Raw genomic sequence first — 25,503 nt, 5'->3', positions numbered from 1 at the left:
TCCGGCGGCAGCCTCTGACTACGCGGGGAACGGCAACGATCCGGCCGAGTCGAACGGGCAGGCGGGGGAAAGGCTATTCGGCGGCCGGCAGCGCGGCGCGCGGTCGTTGCCAGCCCCGGGACCCCCTCGCCCGCAGCCACGCCGTCGTCTCCTCCGGCGGCATCGCCGCGGCGACCAGCCACCCCTGCACCGCATCACAGCCGAGATCCCGCAGCCGCTCCCACGTCTCGTCGTCCTCCACCCCTTCGGCGACGACGAGCAGCCCCAGCGAGTGCGCCAGGTCCACCGTGCAGCGCACGATCTCGGCGTCCTCGGTGTCCACGGCCAGCCGGGCCACGAAGGACCGGTCGATCTTCAGCTCGCTCACCGGCAGCCGGCGCAGATGCACCAGGGAGGAGTACCCGGTGCCGAAGTCGTCCAGGGACATCTTCACGCCGTGCCCGGTGAGCCCGGCGAGGGTGTCGGCGGCCCGCTGCGGATCCTCCAGCAGCACATGCTCGGTTATCTCCAGCTGGAGCGCGCCCGCGGGAACTCCGTGCCGGGCCAGGCGCGCGGCGACCGAGCCCGCGAAACCGGGTGTGTGGACATCGCGCGGGGAGACGTTGACCGCGACCGGGACGTACAGCCCCTGGGCCCGCCAGCGGGCGACCTGCGCGAGCGCGGTCTCCAGCACGTACTCCGTCAGATGGGGCATCAGCCCCGAGGACTCGGCGATCGCTATGAACTCGTCCGGCGGCACCTTCCCGCGCTCGGGATGCACCCAGCGCACCAGCGCCTCCAGGCCGGCGACCTGGCCGTCGAAGCGGACCTTGGGCTGGTAGTGCAGCTGCACCTCGTGCGCGTCCAGCGCCCGGCGCAGATCACCCAGCAGACCCAGCCGGTCCGGGGTGTTGGAGTCCCGCTTGGACTCGTAGACCTCGACGCCCGTACGGTCCCGCTTCGCCTGGTACATCGCCACGTCCGCCCGCCGCAGCAGCCCCTCGGCGTCCAGGGCGTGATCGGGGAAGACGGCGACGCCCGCGCTGGCCTCCAGGACGAGGGTGAGCCCGTCGAGGTCGAGCGGCGAGCTGAGGGCGGCGACGAGGCCGCGGGCGACCCGCGTGGCCGACGTGGTGGAGTCGGCGACGGGCAGTAAGACGGCGAACTCGTCACCGCCGAGCCGGGCGGCCTCCGCGCCGCGCGGCAGGGCGAGCCGGAGCCGGTCGGCTATCTGCAACAGCAGCCGGTCACCGGCGAGATGACCGAGGGTGTCGTTCACCGACCGGAAACGGTCGAGGTCGATCAGCATGAGCGCGGTGCGCGCGCCTATCCGCTCGGCGTCGTCGAGGGCGGTCCAGATGCGCTCCAGCAGCCACTGCCGGTTGGGCAGTCCGGTCAGCGGGTCGCGCAGCTGCTCCTCGGCACGGGCCCGGGCCATCCACAGGGTGGAGTCGAGGGCGATCAGCGGGATGGCGAACAGCGGCAGCAGGACCGGCTGGGCGTCGGCGACCACGCACACCAGCGGCGCGATGCCGAGCAGCGCGACGGCGACCAGGCCTTGTCTGACCAGAGCGGTGCGGGCGACGGTGGGCAGTCCTCCGCCGCGCGGCGCGTGCAGGTACCACAGCAGGCCGCGGCTCACCGCGAGGTAGGCGGCCGCGACGAGCACCACCTCGGGGGCCGTGGCGATGCTCCAGGTGTCCGGACGCCAGGGCTCCTCGACGCTCGGTACACGTCCGAAGCAACCGAGCACCAGGGCACCGACGCTGATCCCGAGGATGTCCACGGCGCCGTGCAGCACGCCCTGCCGCCAGCGGTGCCGCCTGGCTATGCCGACCAGGACGACGACGGTCAGGCTGACCATCCAGGCCGGCACCCAGCCGTACAGCAGCAGGACGGCGAGGGTGAGGGCGGCGCCGGAACCGGTGCCGCCCCACCAGCGGGCGCGGCCGAGCATCACGAGGTGGCCGACGATGATTCCGGTGAGCACGGCCAGCGACCAGCCGACCGTGCCGGACGGGAAGAGCGCGTGGTGGCCGGTGAAGGCGCGGTAGAAGCCCGCGCCCAGGGCGAATCCGGCGGCGGCCACGACGGCCGCGGGCAACGCGGGCCAGGAAAGGTGCCGTTCGGAGTCGGTGCCGGACAGTGCGGGAGCGGGCTCGATGGCCAGCGGGATCGGGGTGTGTGCCTCGGTCGCCCCGCCCGGTGCGGCGGGGCGTGCGCGGGTGCCCGTGCGCTCGGCGAACCGCCAGGTCCACCGGATCCCCCGCCACGCGCCCGCGTGGCGGCGCAGCCGTGCGTCCGGGGCGGCGCTCTCGGTCGGTTCCATTCCCGTCCCTCTCACAGCCGGCGGTGCCCACGCCACGCGGCCCGATGCCCGACAACCATCAGCGGCTCCGCGTCGAAGAACCCTTCCCCGTGCCCTGGGCGAGCAGCAGGGAGATGCCCCAACCGCAGCTGGGCACGGCAGGCGCACACCTCAACAGTAGGCCGCGGAAGGCTTCCTCGGGCAGCGGTCGTCGACGGTTGCCCGAATGCGCCCGGGCCACCCGTATGCATCTGATATGCGCCGAACGGGTGGCCTTCAACCGCTACTCCCCGGTCGGAAGCGCGACTTCGGCCGCCGCTTCGGGGCCCTGCTCCAAAAGGACGCCGAAACCGTCCTCGTTCAGAACCGGAACCTTCAGCTGCATGGCCTTGTCGTACTTCGATCCCGGATTGTCGCCCACGACAACGAACGAGGTCTTCTTGGAAACAGAACCGGTCACTTTGGCACCACGGCTCTGCAGCGCCTCCTTGGCGCCGTCCCTGGTGAAGTTCTCCAGCGTGCCGGTGACGACGACGGTGAGCCCCTCCAGCGGGCGCGGCCCCTCGTCCTCGCCGGACGACTGGTCCTCCATCGGGACCCCGGCGGCCTTCCACTTTCGGATGATCTCGCGGTGCCAGTCCTCGGCGAACCACTCCTTGAGGGCGGCGGCGATGATCGGGCCGACGCCGTCGGTGGTGGCCAGCTCCTCCTCACTGGCCTGTTCGATGCGGTCGATGGAACGGAACTCGCGCGCGAGGGCCTGCGCGGCCACCGGGCCGACGTGCCGGATGGACAGACCGTTGAGGAACCGGGCGAGGGGCCGCTGCTTGGCCGCCTCGATGTTCTCCAGCAGCGCGAGGGTGTTCTTCTTCGGCTCGCCCTTCTGGTTGGCGAAGACCGTGACGACCTTCTCCTCGCCCGTCTTGGGGTCCCGCTTGGGCAGACCGCTGTCCTGGTCGAGGACATAGGCCTTGATGGGCAGCAGCTTCTCCACCGTCAGGTCGAACAGGTCGCCCTCGTCCACCAGCGGCGGGTCGGCCGGCTCCAACGGACGGGTGAGCGCGGCGGCCGCCACGTCACCGAAGTGCTCGATGTCCAGGCACTCGCGGCCCGCGAGGTAGGAGACACGCTCGCGCAGCTGGGCCGGGCAGGTGCGGGCGTTGGGGCAGCGGAGGTCGATGTCGCCCTCCTTCATGGGCCGCAGCGGCGTCCCGCACTCGGGGCACTCGCCCGGCATCACGAACTCCCGCTCGCTGCCGTCGCGCAGGTCCACCACCGGGCCGAGGATCTCCGGGATGACGTCACCGGCCTTGCGGATGACCACGGTGTCGCCGATGAGCACGCCCTTGGCCTTGACCACCTCCTGGTTGTGCAGGGTGGCGAACTCGACCTCGCTGCCGGCCACCGTGACCGGCTCGACCTGCGCGTACGGCGTGACGCGGCCCGTGCGGCCGACGCCCACCTTGATGTCGATGAGCTTGGTGTTGACCTCTTCCGGCGCGTACTTGTAGGCGATCGCCCAGCGCGGGGCGCGCGCGGTGGAGCCGAGGCGGCCCTGGAGCCGGATCTCGTCCAGCTTGACGACGGCGCCGTCGATCTCGTGCTCCACGGAATGGCGCATCTCGCCGTCGTAGTAAGCGATGAACTGCCGTACGCCGTCGAGGTCGTCGACCACGCGGTTGTGCGAGGAGGTGGGCAGGCCCCAGGTCTTCAGCAGGTCGTAGGCCTGGGAGAGGCGGGTCATGCCCGTGAAGCCCTCCAGGGCGCCGATGCCGTGCACCACCATGTGCAGCGGGCGGGTGGCGGTGACGCGCGGGTCCTTCTGGCGCAGCGAACCCGCTGCCGCGTTACGGGGGTTGGCGAAGGGCTTGTCGCCGGCCGCGACCAGACGGGCGTTCAGCTCCTCGAACTTCTCCATCGGGAAGTAGACCTCGCCGCGGATCTCCACGAGGTCGGGGACGTCGTCGCCCTGCAGACGGTCCGGGATCTCCGCGATCGTACGCACGTTGGGGGTGATGTCCTCGCCGGTGCGGCCGTCGCCGCGCGTCGCCGCGCGCGTGAGGCGGCCGCGCTCGTAGGTGAGGTTGACGGCGAGGCCGTCGACCTTCAGCTCGCACAGGAAGTGGTACTCCTGCTCGCCCAGTTCCCTGGCGATGCGGTCGGCCCAGGCGGCCAGCTCGTCGTCGTTGAAGGTGTTGTCGAGCGAGAGCATCCGCTGGCGGTGCTCGACCGCCGTGAACTCCGTCGCGTAGGACCCGGCGACCTTCTGGGTCGGCGAGTCCGGCGTGCGCAGCTCCGGATACTGCTCCTCCAGCGTCTCCAGGGTCTTCAGGAGCTGGTCGAACTCCGCATCGCTGATGACCGGAGCGTCCTTCACGTAGTACCGGAAGCGGTGCTCCTCGATCTGCTCAGCGAGCTGCGCGTGCTTGTCACGTGCCTCGGCGGGCACTGCCGTCTCCGCCTGCTGCTTGTCGCCGGCCACCGTGTTGTCCTCCCGTTACTCTGGGTTGTCCGCGAGGGATCTCGCCGCCCGGACGCAGTGGGCGAGCACCTGGCGCGCGTAGGCGGGGGAAGCGCCCGCGAGACCGCACGCCGGGGTGACCGTGACCGCCTCCGCGAGCAGCCCGGGACGCAGCCCCAGCCTGCGCCACAGCGTCCTGACACCCATGACGCTACCGGCAGGGTCTGACAATGGGCCGTCCGTGCCCGGCACGACACCTGCGAACAGCCGGGTGCCGCCTTCCACGGCCTCGCCGATGATGTCGTCGTCACGCTCGGTGAGGAGCGAGAAGTCGAAGGAGACGGCGGCCGCGCCGGCCCGTCGCAGCAGGGCGAAGGGGACGTCCGGGGCGCAGGAGTGCACGACCACGGGTCCGCCGTCGTGGACGCCGATGACGTCCCGCAGGGTGGACTCCACGATCTGCCGGTCCACGGACCGATGCGTGCGGTAGCCGCTGGCGGTGCGGACCTGTCCGCGCAGTACGGCGGTGAGGGAGGGCTCGTCGAGCTGGAGGACGATCCGGGCGCCGGGGATCCGCCGCCGTACCTCGGCGAGGTGGAGGCGCAGGCCCTCGCCGAGGGAGGCGGCGAGGTCGCGGCAGGCTCCGGGATCCGACAGCGCGGCCTCGCCGTTCCTCAGCTCCAGTGCGGCGGCCAGGGTCCACGGTCCGACCGCCTGCACCTTGAGGTCGCCCTCGTAGCCCTGGGTGAACTCCTCCAGGGCGTCGAGGTCCTCGCCCAGCCAGGCCCGGGCCCGCTTGGTGTCCCGCCCCGGCCGGTCCCCGATCCGCCAGCCGCTGGGCTCCACGCGCGCGTACAGCTCGACGAGCATGCCGGCGGTACGGCCGATCATGTCGGCGCCGGGGCCTCGGGCGGGGAGCTCGGGCAGATACGGAAAGTCCTCGAAGCTGCCGGTGACCGTCTTGACGGCCTCCCTCGCGTCCCCTCCGGGCATGGACCCGACGCCGGTGGCTCCGGAGAACCTGAACTCGCTCTTCTCACTCACCCCGGCAGAGTATGCCGCCGCACCAGGGGGCTCCGCCCCCTGGACCCCCAGCACCTGCCCACCACACGGTCAGCGCCCCGGGCGCACCGTCATGTCGTTGATCTCCGCGTCCCTCGGGAGGTCCAGGGACATCAGGATCGTCGTGGCCACCGACTCGGGGTCGATCCAGCGGGCGGGGTCGTAGTCCTTGCCCTCCTGCTGGTGGACCTTGGCCTGCATGGGGCTGGCCGTGCGGCCGGGGTAGACGGACGTGACGCGGACGCCGTTGCCGTGCTCCTCCTGGCGCAGGGAGTCGGCGAGGGCCTTGAGGCCGTGCTTGGAGGCGGCGTACGCGGACCAGCCGGCGTGGGCGTTGAGTCCGGCACCGGAGTTGACGAAGATCACATGGCCTTGGGCGGCGCGAAGCTGGGGCAGGAAGTGCCGGGTCAGCTCGGCGGGGGCGATCAGGTTGACGTTGAGCTGGTGACGCCAGGACTTGGGGGTCAGCTCGCCGACCTCACCGAGGTCCACGACGCCGGCGATGTGGAGCAGCGAGTCGATCCGGTCCGGGAGCGTCTGATGGGAGAAGGCCCAGGAGAGCCTGTCCGGGTCGGACAGATCGCCGACCAGGGTGCGCGCCCCGGGGAACTCGGCCGCCAGTTCCTTCGCGCGGCCCGCGTCGCGCGCGTGCAGGACGAGTTCGTCCCCGCGCGCGTGCAGACGGCGGGCGACGGCCGCGCCGATGCCGGAACCGGCCCCGGTGATCACATGAGTAGCCATGCCCGCCATGCTCGCATCACCGGATGCGCGACGACGCCTCCAGGTAGGCGAGCGCGCCCGCCGGGTCCTCGGCGAAGAACACCAGCTCGGACAGCGGACGCGGCAGGAAGCCCTCGTCCTCCATACGGCGGAACTGCGTCTCGAGGCCGTCGTAGAAGCCCGCCGTGTTCAGCAGCACCACCGGCTTGTCGGTGCGGCCGTGCTTCTTCAGCTCCAGGATCTCGGTGGCCTCGTCCAGCGTCCCGGTACCGCCCACCATGATCACCACCGCGTCGGCCTTCTCCAGCAGCAGCTTCTTGCGTTCGGCGAGGTCGGAGGCGATGACCATCTCGTCGGCGCCGGGATGCGCCTTCGCCGACAGGAACTCGACCGAGACGCCGAGCAGCCTGCCGCCCGCCTCCCGCACAGCGTCGGCGACGACCTTCATCAGTCCGACGTCGGAACCGCCCCACACCAGGGTGTGCCCGCCCTTGCCGAGGAGTTTCGCGAACTCGCGCGCGGGGCGCGTGTATCGCTCGTCGAGATCGGCCGCGGAGAGGAAGACGCAGATGTTCATGTGCCCCACCGTACGCGGGAAGAACTTCCGGCCCTGCGGTGCTGTTCCTGTCATGGCCAACGGACACAGCATCACCATCGAGAAGAGCGAGCGGCACGTGCGCGCGGTACGCGGCGACCAGGTGCTCGCTGAGACCGACCGGCCCCTCGTCCTGCGCGAGACGGGCTCTCCCGTGCGGTACTACATCCCCGCCGAGGACGTACGCCTCGACCTGCTCACTCCGTCCGAGACGCACACGGTCTGCCCCTTCAAGGGCACGGCCTCCTACTGGTCACTGCCGGACGCGCCCGACCTGGTGTGGGCGTACCCGGACCCGAAGCCGGAGGTGGCGGAGATCAGGGATCACTTCTGCTTCTACGACGTCGACGTGTCGTGACCGATGAGGCCGGTGCCGTGCGGCAGTCTGCACCGGCATGGACAAGAAGACGACTTCCCGCGACGGCACCTCCCTCGCGTACCAAGTGATCGGCCAGGGGCCGACGGTGATCCTGGTGAGCGGCGCGATGTCCACCGGAGGCACCATGGCGCCCCTCGCCCACCGGCTCGCCGACCGGTGCGCGGCCGTGGTCTACGACCGCCGGGGCCGTGGCGGGAGCGGCGACACGGCGCCGTACGCGGTGGCCCGGGAGGTCGAGGACCTGGCCGCGCTGATCGACGCGGTGGGCGGCGACGCGGTGCTGTTCGGCGTCTCCTCGGGCGGCGCGCTGGTGCTGGAGGCGGCGGCGAGCGGCCTGCCGGTGCGCCGGGCGGCCGTGTACGAGGCGCCGTACGCGGACTTCCTGGCCGGCGGTGCCGAGCGGGAGGCCGCGTACAAGGAGAACCTGCGCACGGCACTCGCGGAGGGCCGCCGCGGGGACGCCGTGGAACTGTTCCTGCGGCTGACGGGTCTCGGCGAGGAGATGATCCGGGGCGCCCGCCAGTCCCCGATGTGGGCGGGCATGGAGGCTGTCGCGCCGAGCCTGGCGTACGACGACACGGTCATGGGCGACGGCCTGTTGCCACGGGAACGGCTGGCCGCCGTCTCCGTGCCCGTCCTGGTGGTCGCGGGCGGGGCGAGCCCGGAGTGGATGCGCGCGGCGAACCGGGCGGTCGCGGACGCGGCACCGCAGGGCGAATACCGCGTCCTGGAGGGGCAGACGCACATGGTGGAGCCCGACGTACTCGGCCCCGTGCTCGCCGAGTTCGTCATCGGGTGACCCGGCTCAGCAGGTCACAGTCATCGGGTGACCGGACTCAGAGGTTCACACCGTGGTTGTCGCGCGCGTGGTCGACGCGATCGCCGACGGGCTCAGAGGGTCACACCGTCGCTGTCGCGCGCGTGGTCGACGCGATCGTCGCCGAGCCCACCACGCGCGTGCCGTCGTACAGGACGATCGCCTGGCCGGGGGCGACGCCGCGGACCGGCTCGGTGAAGGTGACGCGCAGTTCGCCGTCGGCCGTCTCCGCGGTGACCTCGGTCTCGCCGCCGTGGGCGCGCAGCTGGGCGGTGTAGGTGCCGGGGCCGGCCGGGGCGGTGCCGCACCAGCGCGGCTTGATCGCCGTCAGGGCGGTGACGTCCAGAGCCGCGGCCGGTCCGACGGTCACCGTGTTGTTCACCGGGGAGATGTCGAGGACGTAGCGCGGCTTGCCGTCGGCGGCCGGGGTGCCGATGCGCAGGCCCTTGCGCTGGCCGATGGTGAAGCCGTACGCCCCCTCGTGCGTGCCCAGCTTGGCGCCGGACTCGTCGACGATGTCGCCCTCCGTGGTGCCGAGACGCTTGGCCAGGAAGCCCTGGGTGTCGCCGTCGGCGATGAAGCAGATGTCGTGGGAGTCGGGCTTCTTGGCGACGGCCAGGCCCCGGCGCTCGGCCTCCGCGCGGATCTCCTCCTTGGTGGTGACCGTGTCGCCGAGCGGGAACATCGCGTGGGCGAGCTGCCGCTCGTCCAGGACGCCGAGCACGTAGGACTGGTCCTTGGCCATGTCGGAGGCGCGGTGGAGTTCGCGGGAGCCGTCCTCGTGCGTGATCACCTGCGCGTAGTGACCGGTGCAGACCGCGTCGAAGCCGAGGGCCAGCGCCTTGTCCAGCAGCGCGGCGAACTTGATCTTCTCGTTGCAGCGCAGGCAGGGGTTGGGGGTCCGGCCCGCCTCGTACTCGGCGACGAAGTCCTCGACGACGTCCTCCCGGAAGCGGTCGGCGAGGTCCCAGACGTAGAACGGGATGCCGATGACGTCGGCGGCGCGGCGGGCGTCGCGCGAGTCCTCGATGGTGCAGCAGCCCCGCGCGCCGGTGCGGAAGGATTGGGGGTTCGCGGAGAGCGCGAGGTGGACGCCGGTCACGTCGTGGCCCGCCTCGGCCGCGCGGGCGGCGGCGACGGCGGAGTCCACACCGCCCGACATGGCGGCGAGGACGCGGAGGGGGCGGGTGCGCTGCGGGGTGTCAGTCATAGCCCTTCCAGGGTACGGGGCGCGGGAACCGAGGCCGCCGGACATCCGTTGACGATCACATGGGGGCGACGACCGGGCGGACGGCACAGGCGGCGGGCGGGGACGCGGACCGGCGGCTGGGGCGGCGGGCGCTGCTCGTCGGCGGGGCCGCGGCCGCCGTGGGCACGGCCGTGCTGGCCCGGCAGGAGCTGTCCCATCTGTGGTGGCGGCTGCCGGGGGTGGCGAGGCCCCGGGTGGCGGGGGCCGTCGACTTCAGGGGTGCGCGGTGGGTGGCGGCGTCACCGGCGAACTACCGGCGGGCGGACCGGCCGGACGACTACGCGGTCGACCGGGTCGTCATCCATGTCACGCAGGGCGGCTACCGCAGCGCGGTGAAGGCCTTCCAGGATCCGGCGCACGGGGCGGCGGCGCACTACATCGTGCGCAAGGACGGCCGGATCACCCAGCTGATCCGCGAGCTCGACGTGGCCTTCCACGCGGGCAACCGGGCCTACAACGAGCGCAGCGTCGGCATCGAGCACGAGGGCTTCGTGGAGGACGCCTCCTCGTTCACGGACGCGATGTACGCGGCCTCGGCGCGGCTGACGGCCGCGATATGCGGGCGCTACGGCATCTCCGTGGACCGGGGGCACGTCATCGGGCATGTGGAGGTGCCGGGGACGGACCACACCGATCCGGGGCCGCACTGGGACTGGAAGCGATACATGGGGCTGGTGCGACAGGCGAGAGCAGCAGGGGCATAACGGGACAAAGAATCATGCTTCACCACATGCCGGATCGCTACAGACGTTCTATGCTGAAAGAGCCTACGGGGCGAGTGAGGGAGTTCGAGCGGAGTAGCCGACTTCGGCGAGAGGCACAAGGCTTCCGCTGGGGCCGACGTCGACGGTCGGACTGAGAGGCCCGAAAGTCGCAAGTACTGGACTGGAAGGCGACCCCCAGCCACCTGATCCGGACAATACCGGCGAAGGGAACCCGTCTCGTAGGTTTTCCGTGCGCCCGACCCTTGCGGGTCGGGTTTTCCGTGTGCGCCGCGGGGCCGCTTCCGTCGCTCAGCTGAGCCCCGCCGCCCGGGCCCGCTCCACCGCCGGCCCGATGGCCTTGGCGACCGCCTCCACGTCGGCCTGGGTGGAGGTGTGGCCGAGGGAGAAGCGCAGGGTGCCGCGGGCCAGATCGGGGTCGGTACCGATGGCGAGCAGGACATGGCTGGGCTGGGCCACACCCGCGGTGCAGGCGGAGCCGGTGGAGCACTCGATGCCCTGGGCGTCCAGCAGGAGCAGCAGGGAGTCGCCCTCGCAGCCGGGGAAGGTGAAGTGGGCGTTGGCCGGGAGACGGCCCCCGGGTGCCGGGTCGCCGCCCAGGATCGCGTCCGGGACGGCCGTACGGACGGCGGCGATCAGCTGGTCCCGCAGGGCGCCGATCTCGCGGGCGAACCACTCGCGCCGCTCGGCGGCGAGCCGGCCGGCCACCGCGAAGGAGGCGATGACCGGGACGTCGAGGGTGCCGGAGCGGACATGGCGCTCCTGGCCGCCGCCGTGCAGCACGGGTACGGGGGTGTACTCGCGGCCGAGCAGCAGCGCGCCGATGCCGTAGGGGCCGCCGATCTTGTGGCCCGAGACCGTCATCGCGGCGAGGCCCGAGGCGCCGAAGTCGACCGGAACCTGACCGAAGGCCTGGACCGCGTCGGCGTGCAGCGGGATGTCGAACTCCGCTGCCACATCGGCGAGTTCACGCACCGGCAGAATCGTGCCGATCTCGTTGTTGGCCCACATCACGGTGGCCAGGGCGACGTCGTCGGGGTTGCGGGAGATCGCCTCGCGCAGGGCCTCGGGGTGGACGCGGCCGCAGGAGTCGACGGGGAGGTACTCGACGGTGGCGCCCTCGTGTTCACCGAGCCAGTGCACGGCGTCGAGTACGGCGTGATGCTCGACGGGGCTGGCCAGGACGCGGGTGCGGGCCGGGTCGGCGTCGCGGCGGGACCAGAACAGGCCCTTCACCGCGAGGTTGTCGGCCTCGGTGCCGCCCGAGGTGAAGACGACCTCGCTGGGGCGGGCGCCCAGCGCTTCCGCGAGGGTTTCGCGGGACTCCTCGACCGTACGGCGGGCCCGGCGGCCGGAGGCGTGCAGGGAGGACGCGTTGCCGGTGATGCTCAGTCGGGCGGTCAGTGCCTCTGCCGCCTCCGGGAGCATCGGGGTCGTGGCGGCGTGGTCGAGGTAAGCCATGGTGGTGCGATTCTACGGGGCCCTTGCCGTCGGCCTCCGCCGAGTGTGGTTGCCGTCGGCCACAGGGGCGCCATGCGTGGGCCGCACCCGAGGTCGGTGGCGGCGCACCCGGCACCGCAGACCGTGCCCACCCTCCCCCACTCCCGGCTCCGCTCGAGCGGGGGACCCCCATCGCCCTGCGGAACGGCTGCCCGCGGCGGGATGGGGAGTTGTGCGGTCGCGCCCCGTCGTCCTCGGGGCCCTGCCGCGTCAGGTCGTGGAACCCGGGCTCACAGGCTCCACGACACGGTGTGGGACATCTGCATGGCGATCACCAGGACCGCCAGGTCGGCCACGCCCAGGCCGAGACCCAGGTATGCGCGGCCGCGGCGGGAGGTGCCGCGCCACAGGGCGACGGAGGCCAGGACAATGGCGATCGGGCCGAGGAAGACGTTGAGGACGAGCAGGCCGAGAAGGCCGAGGATGAAGGACGCCACGGCCATGCCGTCGGCGTCCCGCGTGCGTGAGCCGGTGTCGGTGCGGCCTGTGGCCGGTGCGGTGAGTTGCATGGTGCTCAGCTCCTGGAAAGTCGATACGGACGGTCAGTTGGCCGAAGTGCGGCGACGGCGGCCCTGACGCTCGCGAATCGCGAAGATGCCGAGCCAGACGGCGATGACGGCGGCCACGGTGGCGGTGACGCCCAGCGGCGCGTGGGCCACGGTGCCCAGCACGACACCGAGCAGCATGAGTGCGGCGACGAGGAAAACCATGGGTTCAGATCCCCCCTCCGGGATGCCTGATGTGAAAGCCTCTCGTGAAGCTTCGGTGAACAGTTGTAGTAACACTTGTTCACTGACTTTGAGTCTAGCGCCTCCCGCGGCTTTAAAATTCCAGAGAACAGTTGTTAACTGGATGACATGAGTCACATCCCCCTCGGTATCCGGCAGGCCCAGAAGCAGAAGACCCGGCAGGCGTTCCTGGACGCGGCGCTCGCACTGCTGGAGGAGCAGAGTCTGAGCAGCCTGGGTCTGCGCGAGGTCACCCGTGCCGTCGGGGTCGCTCCGACCGCCTTCTACCGGCACTTCCGCTCCACCGCCGACCTCGGCGTGGCCCTGGTCGACGAGGCACTGGGCAGCCTGCACCCGATGGTGCGCACGACGGTGGGCACGGCGGGCGGCAGCGAGGAACGCATCACACGCGCCATCGAGTTGATCGCCCGCCATGTGGACGCCCACCCCGCCCACATCCGCTTCATCGCCCGTGAGCGCCACGGCGGGGTCCAGCCGGTGCGGGAGGCCATCCGGGACCAACTGGCCCGCTTCGCCGAGGAGGTGAAGGCCGAGCTGGCCAAGGACCCGCAGGCCTACGGCTGGAACGACGACGACCTGCTGATGCTCGCGCACCTCTACGTCGACCAGATGCTCATCACCGCCTCCCTCTTCCTGGAGGCGCTGGAGGCCCCGCAGGACGAGCGGGAGCGGGTCACCCAGCTGGCCACCCGGCAGATGCGGCTCATCACCATCGGCCGGCGGCACTGGCTGGACTGAGCCGCTCCCGCCCCTCCCGACACTCCCTTCCGGTCAGCCCTGCCGATCCCGGCCCCCGCTCTGCCCCGCCGCCCGGCCGCCGCCCGGACCACCACAGCCGCCCTGACCGCCCCCGGGACCGCCCTGACCCCCACCCGGCGCGCCGGTCGGCATGCCCGAAGGCGCACCGCTCGGGCGGCCCGACGGCTTGACCGTGGAGGCTCCCGAGGGGGCGCCGGAGGGCGACCCACCGGGCCGGCGCCGGCCCGCGCCGCCCGTCGGCATGCCGGACGGGGCCCGGCAGCCCTGCCGCTGTCCGGAGGTGCCGCCGCCCGAGGAGGACGAGTCGCCCGAGCCGCACGCGGTCAGCAGCAGCGGGGAGAGCGCCAGCAGGGCGACGGCGGGGAGGAGACGTACACGCTTCATGAGAGACAGCTCCGCGAAAGATGAGGGGTTCCTGAGGCGAGCCACTCAACCAACGGCGGCCAGGGCGTTCTTGGGCCCGCCCTGTCCGTCGCCTGTCAATCGGGTAAAGCACGCCCCAAGTACCGCCGCCGACGTGGGACTTCAGTCGTGCTCGCGGTCCTTCGCCTGGTACAAGGCCGTGACGGAACGCGCCGCCCGGACGAGTTCCGCGCGGGCCTCGGGCGGGTCGAGGACCTCCACCTGGTCGGCGAACGCCAGCAGTTGACGCACCGCGACCAGGGCCGGGTACGACAGCCGGGCGGTGACCCAGTCGCTCTCGCCGTCGTCGTCCGGCGGCTCGGTCAGCATCGGGGCGGCTATGCGCTGGAACATGTCGAGACGCTCGCGCCTCACCCGTACCGTGACCTCGATCCCGTCCTCCGGCCGCTCCTCCACCTGGCGGCGCAGCACCTCCCAGACGTCGGCGAGTTCCACACCGGTCCGGCGCCGCACCGGTTCGTCCAGCAGGCGGGCCGAGCGCACCCGGTCGGCCCGGAAGAGCCGGGGCGCGCCGCGCCGGTCGGCGACCAGGTACCAGACCCCGGCCTTGGCGACCAGGCCGTAGGGATCCACGGTGTACGTCCTGGGCTCCCGCTCCCCGCTGTGCCGGTAGTGCAGCCGCAGCCGCCGGTCACAGAACACCGCGTCCTGGAGCACCTCAAGGTCGACCCTCTGGTGCGGGCCGCCGCGCCAGCGGGTGGCGTCGACCAGGATGCGCCGGCTGGTGACCTCGGCGGCGGGCCGGTGCGGGGCGGGCAGGGCCGCCATCACCTTACGCAGGGCCGAGCCGAGCGCCGCGTCCAGACCGAGGGCGGCGTGCGCGCCCTGGGCCGCGAGGATGAACAGGGCACGGGACTCGTCGGCGGTCAGGCCGGTGACGTCCGTACGGAATCCGGCGAGGAGTTCGATGCCGCCGCGCCGCCCGCGCTCGGCGTACACGGGGACGCCGGAGGCCGACAGCGCCTCGATGTCCCGGTAGATGGTGCGGACCGACACCTCCAGCCGGTCGGCGAGTTCGTGCGCGGGCACACGGCCCCGGGTCTGCAGAAGCAGCAGGATCGACAGCAGCCGGTCGGACTTCACGCCCCCAGAATCCCGCCGCGGCGGATCCGGTCGCAAATGTTGACGGATTCTGTCAGGTTATCCGCGCATGATCCGCTCCGTACCGACCAACGGAGAGGCACACCATGACCACCACCGGATTCACCGACCCGCGCCCCGTCTACGCACGCGCCACCGAGCAGGCGGCCGAGCTCATCGGGACGGTGCGTCCCGAGCAGCTCGACGGCCCGACGCCCTGTGCCGAGTTCGACGTACGGACCCTGCTGAGCCACATCGTCGGCGGCACCCTGCGGATCGCCGTGGTCGGCGAGGGCGGCGACGGGCTCGCGGTGCATCCCTTCGCCGAGGGAGTCCGGGACGACGGCTGGGCGGCCGCCTACGAGGAGGTGCGCCTGCGGGTCCTCAAGGCCTGGGAGCCCGACGAGCGGATGACGAGCCCGGTGCGCGTGCCCTGGGGCGAAGCTCCCGGCCACGCGGCACTCTCGGGCTATGTCATGGAACTCGTGACGCACACCTGGGACCTCGCCGAGGCCCTCGGCCACCCCCTCGAACTCGACCCGGAAGCAGCCGAGTTCGCCCTCGCCACCGCCCGCCAGGTGCTCCCCGACTCCCTCCCCCGCGACGCCGGCACCCCCTTCGCCGCCCGCCGCCGGGCACCCGAAGGAGCGGACGTCCACGAGCAGCTGGCCGCCTGGCTGGGCCGCACCCCCCTCATCCGGACGTGACCCCGGCCGAAGACCTGGGGCGGGCCCGGCGACGCGGCGGCAGCCGCACGCCCGAGTCCGCCCTCGTCACCGCCCGCCAGGCACTGCCGGACTTCCGTCCCCGTGATGCGGAGGCCTTCTACGGCGCCCGCCGGGAGGCGCCCGAGGGGGCCGGGGTCCACGAGCGGTAGGCGGCCCGGACGGGGCGCGCGTCGCTCAGCCGCGGCTGACCCGGGCGAGCTGACGGGACTGGGCGACCAGCCGGTCTTCGCTGTCCCAGACCTCGGCGTCCTCCTCCAGGAAGCCTCCGGCCAGGTTGCGCGTGGTGATCGACACCCGCAGCGGGCCGGGGGCCGGGCGCCGGCGGACGTGGACGGTCAGCTCGACCGTGGGCACCCAGCCCTCGATGCCGATCTCGAAGGCGGTGGGCGGCAGGGCGTCCACCGCGAGCAGGAGCGAGAGCGGGTCGGCGTCGCGGCCGTCGGCGAGCCCGAACCAGGCGCGCATCTCGCCCCTGCCGGAGGGGGCGCCGACCGCCCAGCCGAGGGTGGCCGGGTCCAGCTTCAGCATCAGCCGCTCGGCGATGGCCGAGCCGCCCGGCAACGGCTCGGGTGCGTCGTCGGCGCCGAAGCACTGCTCCAGCGGCGGGATCGCGGGAGGCGTCGCCGTCGTACGGACGTCCTCGGAAAGGTCGGAGAGGTCGCCGTAGGAGGCGAGGACGCGGATGCGTTCGACCTCGTTGCCCTCGTCGTCGTACTGGAAGAGCGAGGCCTGGCCGGTGGAGAGGGTGCGGCCGGTGCGGACCGTCTGGGTGCGGACGACCGCCGGACCGGGCCTCGACGCGGTCAGGTAGTACGCGGAGACGGTGAACGGGTCCGGGTGCGGAAGGGCGTCCGCGAGGGCCCGGCCGAGGACGGCCAGCAGGAAGCCGCCGTTGACGGCGTCGAAGATGGTCCAGCCGGCCGAGAGGTCGATGTCGTAGACACCGGGCTCGCGGCGGGTGACCGCCGTGTCGCGGTCGAACTCGCTGTCGCCGATCACGGCCCGCGATGCGGGTCCCCCCGCTCGAGCGAAGCCGAGAGTGGGAGAGGGTGCGGAAGCTGCTTCTGGCATGAGCGAACGGTACAACAGGAAATTACTAAGCGGTAGCTTTGTATGTTGCGGTCGGATGACGAGTTGCGGCAGGATCACCTCGGGAGGGTTCGGATCCCCGCCGAGTTGCGGCCGGATCCCCTCTACAGGGTGAGGTTCCGGCAATTTCTCGGTAAGTGTCCGGACACGTCCACAACCCCGAGCCCCTGATTTCCCTCTATGGGGACATGAGCCTCACCGGGACTCCGTTCCTCTACACGACCATCGTGCTCTCCATGGTGGCCCTGATACTGCCGCTCGTCCTCTGGTCGAGGATGCGGGGGCCCAAAGCCCTGCGTACCGCGGCCCGCGTGCTGATGCTGCTGTTCGCCCAGGGCACGGCCGTCACGCTGGTCTTCGTACTGGTCAACAACCAGAACAACCTGTACGACAACTGGGCCGACCTGCTCGGCACCGGCAATCACGTCCAGCAGGCCGCCGACCTGGGCCGGGACGGCACCGGCGGCATAGCGTTCAAGAAGCTGCCCAAGGTCAAGCAGGACTTCAAGCAGGCCGACGGGCCCGGGATGCACGCGGCCGGCGGGGTGCAGGAGACCCAGCTCAAGGGCCGGGTGTCGGGCGTGAACGCCGAGGTCTACGTCTGGCTGCCGCCGCAGTACAACGACCCGGCCTACCGTCACAAGAAGTTCCCGGTCGTGGAGCTGCTGCCGGGCTACCCCGGCTCGGCCAAGGCCTGGTTCGGCACGATGAAGGCGCACGAGCAGCTGCTGCCGCTGATGCAGAGCGGCCAGGTGGCCCCCTTCATACTGGTCGCCCCGCGCACCAACCTGCTGGCCGGCGTCGACACCGGCTGCGCCAACATCCCCGGCCAGGTCAACGCCGACACCTGGCTCAGCATCGATGTGCCGAAGATGGTCATGGACAACTTCCGGGCCCTTCCGGCGCCGCAGGGCTGGGCGGTGGGCGGCTACTCGGCCGGCGCGCACTGCGCGGTCAAGTTGGCCGTGGCGCACCCGGACCGCTACCGGGCCGCGGTGAGCATGTCCGGCTACAACGACCCGATCGGCGAGCGCAACTCCCTGGCCGCCCAGAACCCCGCCCTGCGCGCCGCGAACAACCCTTACCTGATTCTCAAGAAGTCGGCCACGCCGCCGCGGATCGCGCTGTACTTCTCCGGTGAGTCCGGCGACGGCTACCAGGCGGGCGTGGCCATGGAGTCCATCGCCAAGGCGCCGACGACCGTGCACGTGCAGTTCCTGCCGCGCAGCGCGGGCGGGCACAACATGACGCTGTGGAAGCCCCAGGTCGACACGGTCTTCCGGTGGCTGACGCTGCAGATGGGCCAGAACCACGCCAAGGGCCAGGACCGGTCGCTGACCGGGGCCGCGGGTTCCGCCGGGACCGCGGGAACCCCCGGGTCTACTCCTCGGACACCGTCGACCGGCGGTTCCAAGCACGCGGCGCTCGCCAGTGGAACCTCATCGCCAGCAGGCGCAGGACAAAAGCGGTGACGACCGCGAGACCGCTGGTGAACGGGGTCAGCGCGTCGTACCGGATGCACAGCACCACCATGGTGGCGCCGACGATCGCCGGGACCGCGTACAGGTCTCGGTCCCAGCGCAGCAGCGAGGGGACCTCGTTGGCGAGCACGTCCCTGAGCACGCCACCGCCGACCGCGGTGGCGAGGCCCAGGGTCGCGGAGGCGGTCAGGTTGAGGCCGTAGGAGTACGCCTTCGTCGTCCCGGTGACGCAGAACAGACCGAGGCCCGCCGCGTCGAAGACGAGGACCGCCGCCTGGATGCGTTCCACGTGCGGATGCAGGAAGAAGACGACGAGCGTGGCGATCAGCGGGGTGAGGAAGTACCCGAGGTCGGTGAAGGCCGCCGGGGGTACGGCCCCGATGACCACGTCGCGGAACAGCCCTCCGCCCAGCGCGGTGACCTCGGCGAGCACGGCCATGCCGAACACGTCGAAGTTCTTCCGGACGGCCAGCAGGGCGCCGGAGATCGCGAACACGAAGATGCCGATGACATCGAGCGTGTGCTGGACAGAGGGACTGAAGAGTTGCTGGAGCTGCACCCTGACATTCTCACCTGTCAAGGGGTGTGAACCTTACAAAGCCAGGCCTACAGGCTCGGCTTACCTGTGGTGAACAGCCAGGTGTCGAAGAGGTCGTCGAGCTGCTGCCCGCTGATCCGCTCGGCGAGGCGGATGAAGTCGGACGTGTCCGCGTTGCCGTACCGGTGGAGCCGGGTCCATGTGGGCAGCAGCTTGAAGAACGCCCGGTCGCCGATCCGCTCCCGGAGCATCTGGAGCGTCATCGCGCCGCGGTCGTAGACGGCGTCGGCGAACATCGTGTCGCGCTGCGGGTCGGCCACCTTGATCTTCCAGAAGGCCGCGTCGGCGGACTGGGAGTTGTACGCGGCGAGGAACGAGTCGTGGGCCGTGCGGGTGCCCTGGTGCTCGGCCCACAGCCACTGGGCGTAGGTGGCGAAGCCCTCGTTGAGCCAGATGTCCTTCCAGCGGGCCACGCTCACCGAGTCGCCGAACCACTGGTGGGCCAGCTCGTGCACGATGGTCGTCTCGCTGCGCACGCCCGAGTAGATGGGCTTGCTCTGCACCTCCAGGGAGAACCCGGCCTCGGGCAGATCGTCGACGATCGCGCCGGTCTCCTCGAAGGGGTACGGCCCGAAGACCTTCGACCAGTAGTCGGTGGCCGCGGCGGTGACGCCGTACACGTCGACCTTGTTGGTGTTCTTCAGGGCCGGGTCGACGGCGACGTAGACCGGGATGCCGCCCGGGGTGCGGCCGGTGCGCACGTCGAACTTCCCGATGGTGGCGGTGGCGAGATACGTGGCCATCGGCCGGCTCTCCCGCCAGTGCGTGTACGTCGAGCCGCCCCGGTCGTACGTCGACACGAGCCGGCCGTTGGAGACGCCGGTCAGGCCCTTGGGCGCCTTGATCCGGATGTCGTAGGTGGCCTTGTCGGAGGGGTGGTCGCTGGAGGGGAACCAGGTGGAGGCGGCGTTGGGCTCGCAGCCGACGAAGACGCCGTCGGCGGTCTTCATCCAGCCGTACTTGGAGCCGAACACGATGGGTCCGCCGAGGGGCTTCGGTATGCCGCCGTAGGTGACGGTCACGGTGAAGTTCCGGCCCTTGCGGAGCGCGTCGCGCGGGGTGATGGTGACCTCGTCGCCGTGACGGGTGAATCCGGCGCGTCTGCCGTTCACTTCGACCCTCGTGATCCGAAGCTGCTGGAAGTCCAGGTCGAACGAGGAGAGGTGCTGGGTGGCGCGGGCGGTGAGGGTCGTACGGCCGTCCAGGCGGCCGCTGCCCGGGTCGTAGGCGATGCCCAGGTCGTAGTGGCGGGCGTCGAAGCCGCCGTTGCCGAGCTGTGGGAAGTAGGAATCGCCGATGCCGGCCGCGCCTGGGGTGGGGGCGGAGGAGGCGGCGACGACGAAGAAGGAAGCCGCCGCGGTGGCGACGGCTCCTAAGCGTGCCGGACGGGAGAGTTTCACGAGTCGTCCCTTCGAGCCCGTGTCGATCATGCGGACACGGACGACTCTGAACTCTCCCGCTCGGACATGCACATGACTTTGCCCAGTTGTCATGTGCTACTTGTCGGTCGACTCCTCGGACTTGGCCGCCGTCGGCTCGGCTTCGGCTTCCTCCGTGGACGCGGCTTCCGCGGAGGCCGTCTCCTCGGAAGCCTCCTCTGCGGCGGCCTCCTCTGTGGCGGCTTCCTCTGTGGCGGCGGCCGCTTCTTCGGACACCGGCGTCTCGTCGGCCGCCGGCTCCTTCTCCGCCGAACCGCCGGAGGTGCTCGCCGACGCCTCCAGCACCGCGTCCGGGACCAGCTCCGACGCCTCCTTCGCCGCCGTGAGCAGGACCGTGTCCTCGGGAGCCTGGTCGGCGAAGTTCTCCGGGTGGTGGCAGGCGACCCGCTGGCCGGGCCTCAGCTCGATCAGCTGCGGCTCGGTCGTCTTGCAGATCTGCGTCGCCTTCCAGCAACGGGTGTGGAAGCGGCAGCCGGAGGGCGGGGCGATGGGCGAGGGCACATCGCCGCGCAGCAGGATGCGCTCGCTCTTCTGGCCCCGGCGCTTCGGGTCCGGCACCGGCACGGCTGACATGAGCGCCTTGGTGTACGGGTGCATCGGCGACTCGTACAGCGAGGAGCGGTCGGCCAGCTCGACGATCTTGCCGAGGTACATCACCGCGATCCGGTCCGAGACGTGCCGCACCACGGACAGGTCGTGGGCGATGATCACGTAGGTCAGGCCCAGCTCCTCCTGGAGGTCGTCCATGAGGTTGACGACCTGGGCCTGGATGGACACGTCCAGCGCGGAGACCGGCTCGTCGGCCACGACCAGCTTCGGCTTCAGGGCGAGCGCGCGGGCGATGCCGATGCGCTGGCGCTGACCGCCGGAGAACTCGTGCGGGTAGCGGTTGTAGTGCTCGGGGCTCAGGCCGACCAGCGACAGCAGCCGCTGGACCTCCTTCTTGACGCCGCCCTCGGGCTCCACACCCTGCAGCCGGAACGGCGCCGAGACGATCGAGCCGATGGTGTGGCGGGGGTTCAGGGAGCCGTACGGGTCCTGGAAGATCATCTGGATGTCGCGGCGCAGCGGACGCATCTGCCCGGTGGACAGCGTGGTGATGTCCTGGCCCTCGAACGTGATCCTGCCGCCGGTCGGGTCCTGGAGGCGGGTGATGACCCGGCCCATGGTCGACTTGCCGCAGCCCGACTCGCCGACGACGCCCAGGGTCTCGCCCTTGCGCACCTCGAAGTCGATGCCGTCGACGGCCTTCACCGCACCGACCTGGCGCTGGAGGATGCCCTTCTTGATCGGGAAGTGCTTGGTCAGCCCCTCGACCTTGAGCAGCACCTCGCGGTCCTCGGACGACGATGCCTGCTGCGGGACCTCGGCGTCGGCGACGGTGTCCGTCTTCTTCGTCTCACTCACAGCTTCGGCGCAATCTCTTCGGTCCAGATCCGCTCACGGTCCTCGGCCGGAAGGTGGCATGCGGACCAGTGCCCGCTGCTCACCTGCTCCAGCTCGGGGCGCACCGTGCGGGTGACGTTCCCCTTGGGGATGTCCGCGTACGGGCAGCGCGGGTTGAAGGCACAGCCCGAGGGGACGTTGATGAGGCTCGGCGGCTGGCCCTTGACCGGGATGAGCCGTTCGGAGGTCTCACGGTCGATGCGGGGCATGGAACCGAGCAGGCCCCAGGTGTACGGGTGCTGCGGCTTCTCGAAGACCTCGTCGGCCGGGCCGCGCTCCACGCACCGGCCGCCGTACATCACCAGGACGTCGTCGGCGATCTCGGCGACCACACCCAGGTCGTGGGTGATCATGATGACCGCGGAGCCGAACTCCTTCTGCAGGTCACGGATCAGGTCGAGGATCTGCGCCTGGACGGTCACGTCGAGGGCGGTGGTCGGCTCGTCCGCGATGAGCAGCTCGGGGTTGTTGACCAGCGCCATGGCGATCATGGCGCGCTGGCGCATACCGCCGGAGAACTCGTGCGGGTAGCCGTCGACGCGCTTGGCGGGCTCGGGGATGCCGACCCGGTCGAGCATCTCGATGGCCCGGGTGCGGGCGACCTTCTTGCTCACGTTGTGGTGGACCCGGTACGCCTCGACGATCTGGTCGCCGACCTTGTAGTACGGGTGCATCGCGGACAGCGGGTCCTGGAAGATCATCGCCATCTCGCGGCCGCGGAGCCTGCGCACCTCGTCCGGGGAGGCGGAGACCAGTTCCTTGCCGTCCAGCCAGATCTCGCCGGACATCTGCACGTTCTTGCCACGGGTGCCGAGCCGGTGCAGACCCATGATGGCCTGCGAGGTCACCGACTTGCCGGATCCGGACTCGCCGACGACGGCGAGGGTCTTGCCCTTCTCCAGCGAGAAGCTGAGCCCGTCGACGGACTTGACCAGGCCGTCGTCGGTCGGGAAGTGCACCTTGAGGTCGCGGACTTCGAGGAAGGCTTCGGGCGTCTTGCCGGGGGAAGTGGGCTCCCCCACAGCTGCGCCGGTCTTGGAGAGTTCGGTCACGAGAGCCTCACGCGCGGGTCGGCGGCCGCGTACAGCACGTCCACCAGGAGATTTGCGATCACGACGAAGAGTGCGGCCAGCAGGGTCACACCCAGGATCGGCGGCAGGTCGTTGTCGTCGATGGCCTGCACCGCGTACTGGCCGACGCCGTGCAGCGAGAACACCGTCTCGGTGATGACGGCACCGCCGAGCAGCAGGCCGAGGTCCATGCCGAAGACCGTGATGAGCGGGGAGAGGGCGGCGCGCAGTCCGTGCCGCACCACGACGTTGCGCTCGCGCAGGCCCTTGGCACGGGCCGTGCGGATGAAGTCCTCGTTCATCGTCTCGAGCATGCCCGAGCGGGTGAGCCGCGCGTAGATGGCCGAGTACAGGAGCGCGAGCGAACACCACGCGGGGAAGAGGGTGTTGGCCCACTGCGAGGGGTTCTCGGTGAACGGGACGTAGGTGCGGCCGAAGATCGGCCAGGTGTAGGTGAAGAGCAGGATCGCCAGGTTGCCCGTGAAGAACATGGGCAGCGAGACACCCGCGAGGGCGACGCCCATGAAGGTGCGGTCGAAGAACGAGCGCGGCTTCAGGGCGGAGATGACGCCGATCACCACACCCGAGATCAACCACATCACCGCGGCACCCGCGGCCAGCGAGAGGGTCACCGGAAGGCGGGAGGTGAGCTGCGGCCAGACCGCCTGGTGGGTCTTGAACGAGTAGCCGAAGCACGGTGCGTTGCAGTGCACCGTGGTGGGGCCGAGGTCGTAAGTGGCGCCGGCCACGATCCCCTTGATGAAGTGCCAGTACTGGACGTAGACGGGCTGGTCCAGACCGAGGTTGTGCTTGACCGCGGCGATGTCCGCCTTCGACGGGCTCTTGCCGATGTACTGCTGCGCCAACTGGTCCGCTGTCTGGCCGGCGAGTCGCGGCAGCAGGAAGAAGATGGCGAAGGTGACCGCGGTGACGACCAGCAGCAGGATCACTGCCGCGAACGTCCGGCGGAGGATGTACGAGATCACGGGGACCGGCGCTGGTGCCCGCGGGCCGCGAAGCCCGCGGGCACCAATGCCTTCACCTGCCTTCCGGGGCTGCTACTTCTTCGTGGTGCCGAGGTTGAGGTAGTCGTACTGACCGCTGAAGGCGGCAGTGGAGACCACGTTGGTGGCGTACGGCGAGCGGTACAGCAGGACCTTGAAGTAGGTCAGCGGGACCAGAACGGCGTCGTCCATCGTCTGCTTGTCGATCTGCGCGTACAGCTCGTTGCGCTTGGCGACGTCCTCGGTGCCAATGGCCTGGCCGAGCAGGTCGTTGACCTTCTTGTTGTCGTACTGCGACAGGTTGGTGTTGCCGGACTGGCTGATCGCCTTGCCGTTCAGGATCTGCTGCAGGAAGCCGTAGCCGGAGGGCCAGTCGGCGCCCCACTGCATCATGATCAGGCCGATGTTCTGCTTCTCGGTGAACTTCGGCACACCCGCGTAGTCGGTGAAGTACTTGCCCTGCGGGTACTGCTTCAGGGTGGCGTTGATGCCCACCTTCTTCAGCGAGTTGATGATCGCGGTGGCCGCGTCGATCTCCTGCGGGCGGTCGGAGCGCGCCGAGATGTTCGTCGAGATCGACGACTTGCCGCAGGCCTTCAGCTGCTCCTTGGCCTTGGCGACGTCACCCTTGTTGCCCGCGGACGGGTAGGCGTCCGCCTTCTGGTAGCCGGTGATGTCCGGCGGCAGAACGGTGGAGGCGATCTCACCGCGGATCGGGCCGCCCTCGGCGGTCTGCACGGAGACCTTGTCGACGGCGTACTGCACGGCCTTGCGGCACTCGACCTTGTCGAACGGGGCGACCTTGGTGTTGATCGCCATGTAGACCAGGCGGCCACCGTAGGTGTTGTCGGTGGCGGCCTTGCCGTCGGCCGAGTTGATCAGCTGGGCCTGGGTGGAGGCCTGGACACCGCCGCCGACGAGGTCGACGGTGGCGTCGCCGGACTGCAGGTCCTTGTCGATCGTCTCCGGGTTGACCTTCAGGTTGACGACGATCTTGTCCGGCAGCTGCTTGCGCAGCGGGTCGGTCTTCGGGTCCCAGTTCTTGTTGCGGACGAGGACGGCCTGCTTGCCCTCCTCGTAGCTCTGGAACTGGTAGGAACCGGAGGAGACGATGTGCTTGACGTAGTCGACGCCGTCGTCCTTGGCCTGCGGCACCGGAGCCGTCTGCGGAGCCGCGACCAGGTAGTCGAACTCCTGGAAGGCGCGGTTCAGGTGGAAGACGATCGTGGTGGCGTCCGGCGTCTCGATCGAGGACAGGCCCTTGGCGCTCTTGTCCTTGTACGGACCCTTGTACTTGTCGCCGTCCTTCATGAACTGCTGGAAGTAGTTCGGGCCGAGCGAGAGCACGTCACGCGCGAAGTTGGACCGCTCGACGGCGTACTTGACGTCCTTCGAGGTGATCGGGGAGCCGTCCTGGTACTTCAGGCCCGAACGCAGCTTGTACGTCCAGGTCTTGCCGCCGTCGCTCGGGACGCCCTTGCTCGCGGCGAGGTCCGGGACGAGGGTGTTGCCCTTCTCGCCGGGGCCGGGCTGGAACGTCATCAGCGGGCGCGCGTAGAGCCGGCTGAAGTTGTACATGTACGCGTAGTACGTGTTGCCCGGGTCGAACGAGTCCGGAACGTCCGACATCTCGTAGGTGACCGTGCCGCCCTTTTTGTCGGACGCGTTGACGACACCCGTGGTCGCCTTGTTGGCACCGGCCGCCTTCGGAGTGCCACCGTCATTGTTGTCATCGGCCTTGCTGCAGCCTGCAACCAGCAGACTGGCGGAGCCGATGGCCGCGACCGCGGCCAGCGCTGACCTTCGCATGATGGTCTGCTTCCCCTCCATTGATCGGAAACTTGA

25 protein-coding genes are annotated in these 25,503 nt (G+C 70.5%); 7 read left to right on the top strand and 18 right to left on the bottom strand.

Annotated features, from left to right (window positions below; all coding sequences use genetic code 11):
* Positions 1–73 precede the first annotated feature (73 nt).
* The 5 genes from AVL59_RS08495 to AVL59_RS08475 form a co-directional block, all read right to left on the bottom strand.
* Positions 74–2,308, bottom strand: a complete 2,235-nt coding sequence (locus AVL59_RS08495) for a putative bifunctional diguanylate cyclase/phosphodiesterase (RefSeq protein ID WP_067301094.1) — start codon at positions 2,306–2,308, stop codon at positions 74–76.
* A 262-nt stretch (positions 2,309–2,570) separates the two neighbouring features.
* On the bottom strand, positions 2,571–4,769 hold the full coding sequence (gene ligA, locus AVL59_RS08490) for an NAD-dependent DNA ligase LigA (RefSeq protein WP_067301091.1): 2,199 nt from the start codon (positions 4,767–4,769) through the stop codon (positions 2,571–2,573).
* A gap of 15 nt (positions 4,770–4,784) precedes the next feature.
* Positions 4,785–5,792 (bottom strand): methionine synthase, encoded by a 1,008-nt coding sequence (locus tag AVL59_RS08485; RefSeq protein ID WP_067301088.1) that lies wholly within the window; start codon positions 5,790–5,792, stop codon positions 4,785–4,787.
* 69 nt (positions 5,793–5,861) lie between these two features.
* Positions 5,862–6,560, bottom strand: coding sequence for an SDR family oxidoreductase (locus tag AVL59_RS08480; protein WP_079146582.1), 699 nt, complete (start codon positions 6,558–6,560; stop codon positions 5,862–5,864).
* 7 nt (positions 6,561–6,567) lie between these two features.
* Positions 6,568–7,107: an LOG family protein gene (locus AVL59_RS08475; protein WP_067301084.1), complete on the bottom strand. Its 540-nt coding sequence runs from the start codon at positions 7,105–7,107 to the stop codon at positions 6,568–6,570.
* A gap of 52 nt (positions 7,108–7,159) precedes the next feature.
* Between AVL59_RS08475 and AVL59_RS08470 the strand changes: the two genes are divergently transcribed.
* The gene (locus tag AVL59_RS08470; protein ID WP_067301081.1) at positions 7,160–7,483 is read left to right on the top strand and encodes a DUF427 domain-containing protein; all 324 of its coding nucleotides are present in this window, start codon (positions 7,160–7,162) and stop codon (positions 7,481–7,483) included.
* A gap of 37 nt (positions 7,484–7,520) precedes the next feature.
* Positions 7,521–8,303, top strand: a complete 783-nt coding sequence (locus tag AVL59_RS08465) for an alpha/beta fold hydrolase (protein ID WP_067301079.1) — start codon at positions 7,521–7,523, stop codon at positions 8,301–8,303.
* A gap of 100 nt (positions 8,304–8,403) precedes the next feature.
* Here AVL59_RS08465 and mnmA read toward each other — a convergent pair whose 3' ends face one another.
* A complete protein-coding gene (mnmA, locus tag AVL59_RS08460; RefSeq protein ID WP_067301076.1) occupies positions 8,404–9,531 on the bottom strand; it encodes a tRNA 2-thiouridine(34) synthase MnmA in 1,128 nt (375 codons plus the stop codon).
* A gap of 59 nt (positions 9,532–9,590) precedes the next feature.
* Between mnmA and AVL59_RS08455 the strand changes: the two genes are divergently transcribed.
* Positions 9,591–10,274: an N-acetylmuramoyl-L-alanine amidase gene (locus AVL59_RS08455; protein WP_067301074.1), complete on the top strand. Its 684-nt coding sequence runs from the start codon at positions 9,591–9,593 to the stop codon at positions 10,272–10,274.
* Positions 10,275–10,583: 309 nt separating this feature from the next.
* On the opposite strand, the gene AVL59_RS08450 is transcribed toward AVL59_RS08455, so the two are convergent.
* From AVL59_RS08450 to AVL59_RS53175, 3 genes are all read right to left on the bottom strand, one after another.
* Complete coding sequence (locus tag AVL59_RS08450) at positions 10,584–11,753, bottom strand: cysteine desulfurase family protein (RefSeq protein ID WP_067301072.1); 1,170 nt, start codon at positions 11,751–11,753, stop codon at positions 10,584–10,586.
* A gap of 269 nt (positions 11,754–12,022) precedes the next feature.
* A complete protein-coding gene (locus tag AVL59_RS08445) occupies positions 12,023–12,301 on the bottom strand; it encodes a DUF4190 domain-containing protein (protein ID WP_067301070.1) in 279 nt (92 codons plus the stop codon).
* A gap of 33 nt (positions 12,302–12,334) precedes the next feature.
* Positions 12,335–12,502, bottom strand: a complete 168-nt coding sequence (locus AVL59_RS53175; RefSeq protein WP_099053025.1) for a hypothetical protein — start codon at positions 12,500–12,502, stop codon at positions 12,335–12,337.
* A 147-nt stretch (positions 12,503–12,649) separates the two neighbouring features.
* Between AVL59_RS53175 and AVL59_RS08440 the strand changes: the two genes are divergently transcribed.
* Positions 12,650–13,279, top strand: coding sequence for a TetR family transcriptional regulator (locus tag AVL59_RS08440; RefSeq protein ID WP_067301067.1), 630 nt, complete (start codon positions 12,650–12,652; stop codon positions 13,277–13,279).
* A gap of 33 nt (positions 13,280–13,312) precedes the next feature.
* On the opposite strand, the gene AVL59_RS47580 is transcribed toward AVL59_RS08440, so the two are convergent.
* Positions 13,313–13,684, bottom strand: a complete 372-nt coding sequence (locus tag AVL59_RS47580; protein ID WP_079146581.1) for a hypothetical protein — start codon at positions 13,682–13,684, stop codon at positions 13,313–13,315.
* A 141-nt stretch (positions 13,685–13,825) separates the two neighbouring features.
* A complete protein-coding gene (locus AVL59_RS08435; protein WP_067301064.1) occupies positions 13,826–14,806 on the bottom strand; it encodes a helix-turn-helix transcriptional regulator in 981 nt (326 codons plus the stop codon).
* A gap of 104 nt (positions 14,807–14,910) precedes the next feature.
* Between AVL59_RS08435 and AVL59_RS08430 the strand changes: the two genes are divergently transcribed.
* Positions 14,911–15,510: a TIGR03086 family metal-binding protein gene (locus AVL59_RS08430; RefSeq protein WP_067301061.1), complete on the top strand. Its 600-nt coding sequence runs from the start codon at positions 14,911–14,913 to the stop codon at positions 15,508–15,510.
* The gene (locus AVL59_RS52025; RefSeq protein WP_159399881.1) at positions 15,507–15,680 is read left to right on the top strand and encodes a hypothetical protein; all 174 of its coding nucleotides are present in this window, start codon (positions 15,507–15,509) and stop codon (positions 15,678–15,680) included. Before AVL59_RS08430 ends, AVL59_RS52025 begins: the two co-directional genes overlap by 4 nt.
* A 25-nt stretch (positions 15,681–15,705) precedes the next feature.
* Here AVL59_RS52025 and AVL59_RS08425 read toward each other — a convergent pair whose 3' ends face one another.
* Positions 15,706–16,602, bottom strand: a complete 897-nt coding sequence (locus tag AVL59_RS08425) for a thioesterase family protein (protein WP_067301059.1) — start codon at positions 16,600–16,602, stop codon at positions 15,706–15,708.
* Positions 16,603–16,808: 206 nt separating this feature from the next.
* Between AVL59_RS08425 and AVL59_RS08420 the strand changes: the two genes are divergently transcribed.
* On the top strand, positions 16,809–18,092 hold the full coding sequence (locus AVL59_RS08420) for an alpha/beta hydrolase (protein WP_067301057.1): 1,284 nt from the start codon (positions 16,809–16,811) through the stop codon (positions 18,090–18,092).
* Here the strand turns inward: AVL59_RS08420 and AVL59_RS08415 are convergent.
* The 6 genes from AVL59_RS08415 to AVL59_RS08390 all read right to left on the bottom strand — a co-directional run bounded on the left by AVL59_RS08415 (position 18,001) and on the right by AVL59_RS08390 (position 25,467).
* Complete coding sequence (locus AVL59_RS08415) at positions 18,001–18,660, bottom strand: trimeric intracellular cation channel family protein (RefSeq protein ID WP_067301054.1); 660 nt, start codon at positions 18,658–18,660, stop codon at positions 18,001–18,003. The two genes, AVL59_RS08420 and AVL59_RS08415, sit on opposite strands and share 92 nt — an antisense overlap.
* Positions 18,661–18,707: 47 nt before the next feature.
* Positions 18,708–20,099 carry a M1 family metallopeptidase gene (locus tag AVL59_RS08410; RefSeq protein ID WP_067317034.1) on the bottom strand — a complete coding sequence of 464 codons (1,392 nt, stop codon included), beginning with the start codon at positions 20,097–20,099 and terminating at the stop codon, positions 18,708–18,710.
* A 96-nt stretch (positions 20,100–20,195) separates the two neighbouring features.
* Positions 20,196–21,545, bottom strand: coding sequence for an ABC transporter ATP-binding protein (locus AVL59_RS08405; protein WP_067301051.1), 1,350 nt, complete (start codon positions 21,543–21,545; stop codon positions 20,196–20,198).
* Positions 21,542–22,636, bottom strand: coding sequence for an ABC transporter ATP-binding protein (locus AVL59_RS08400; RefSeq protein ID WP_067301048.1), 1,095 nt, complete (start codon positions 22,634–22,636; stop codon positions 21,542–21,544). The genes AVL59_RS08405 and AVL59_RS08400 overlap by 4 nt, the downstream gene beginning before the upstream one ends.
* The gene (locus tag AVL59_RS08395) at positions 22,633–23,640 is read right to left on the bottom strand and encodes an ABC transporter permease (protein WP_067301045.1); all 1,008 of its coding nucleotides are present in this window, start codon (positions 23,638–23,640) and stop codon (positions 22,633–22,635) included. Before AVL59_RS08395 ends, AVL59_RS08400 begins: the two co-directional genes overlap by 4 nt.
* 72 nt (positions 23,641–23,712) lie before the next feature.
* Positions 23,713–25,467 carry an ABC transporter substrate-binding protein gene (locus AVL59_RS08390; protein WP_443732249.1) on the bottom strand — a complete coding sequence of 585 codons (1,755 nt, stop codon included), beginning with the start codon at positions 25,465–25,467 and terminating at the stop codon, positions 23,713–23,715.
* Positions 25,468–25,503 lie beyond the last annotated feature (36 nt).

The organism is Streptomyces griseochromogenes (assembly GCF_001542625.1).
Classification (GTDB): Bacteria; Actinomycetota; Actinomycetes; order Streptomycetales; family Streptomycetaceae; genus Streptomyces; species Streptomyces griseochromogenes.
The sequence above is the reverse complement of the archived record's forward strand: the minus strand, read 5'-3'. Positions and strand labels throughout refer to the sequence as shown.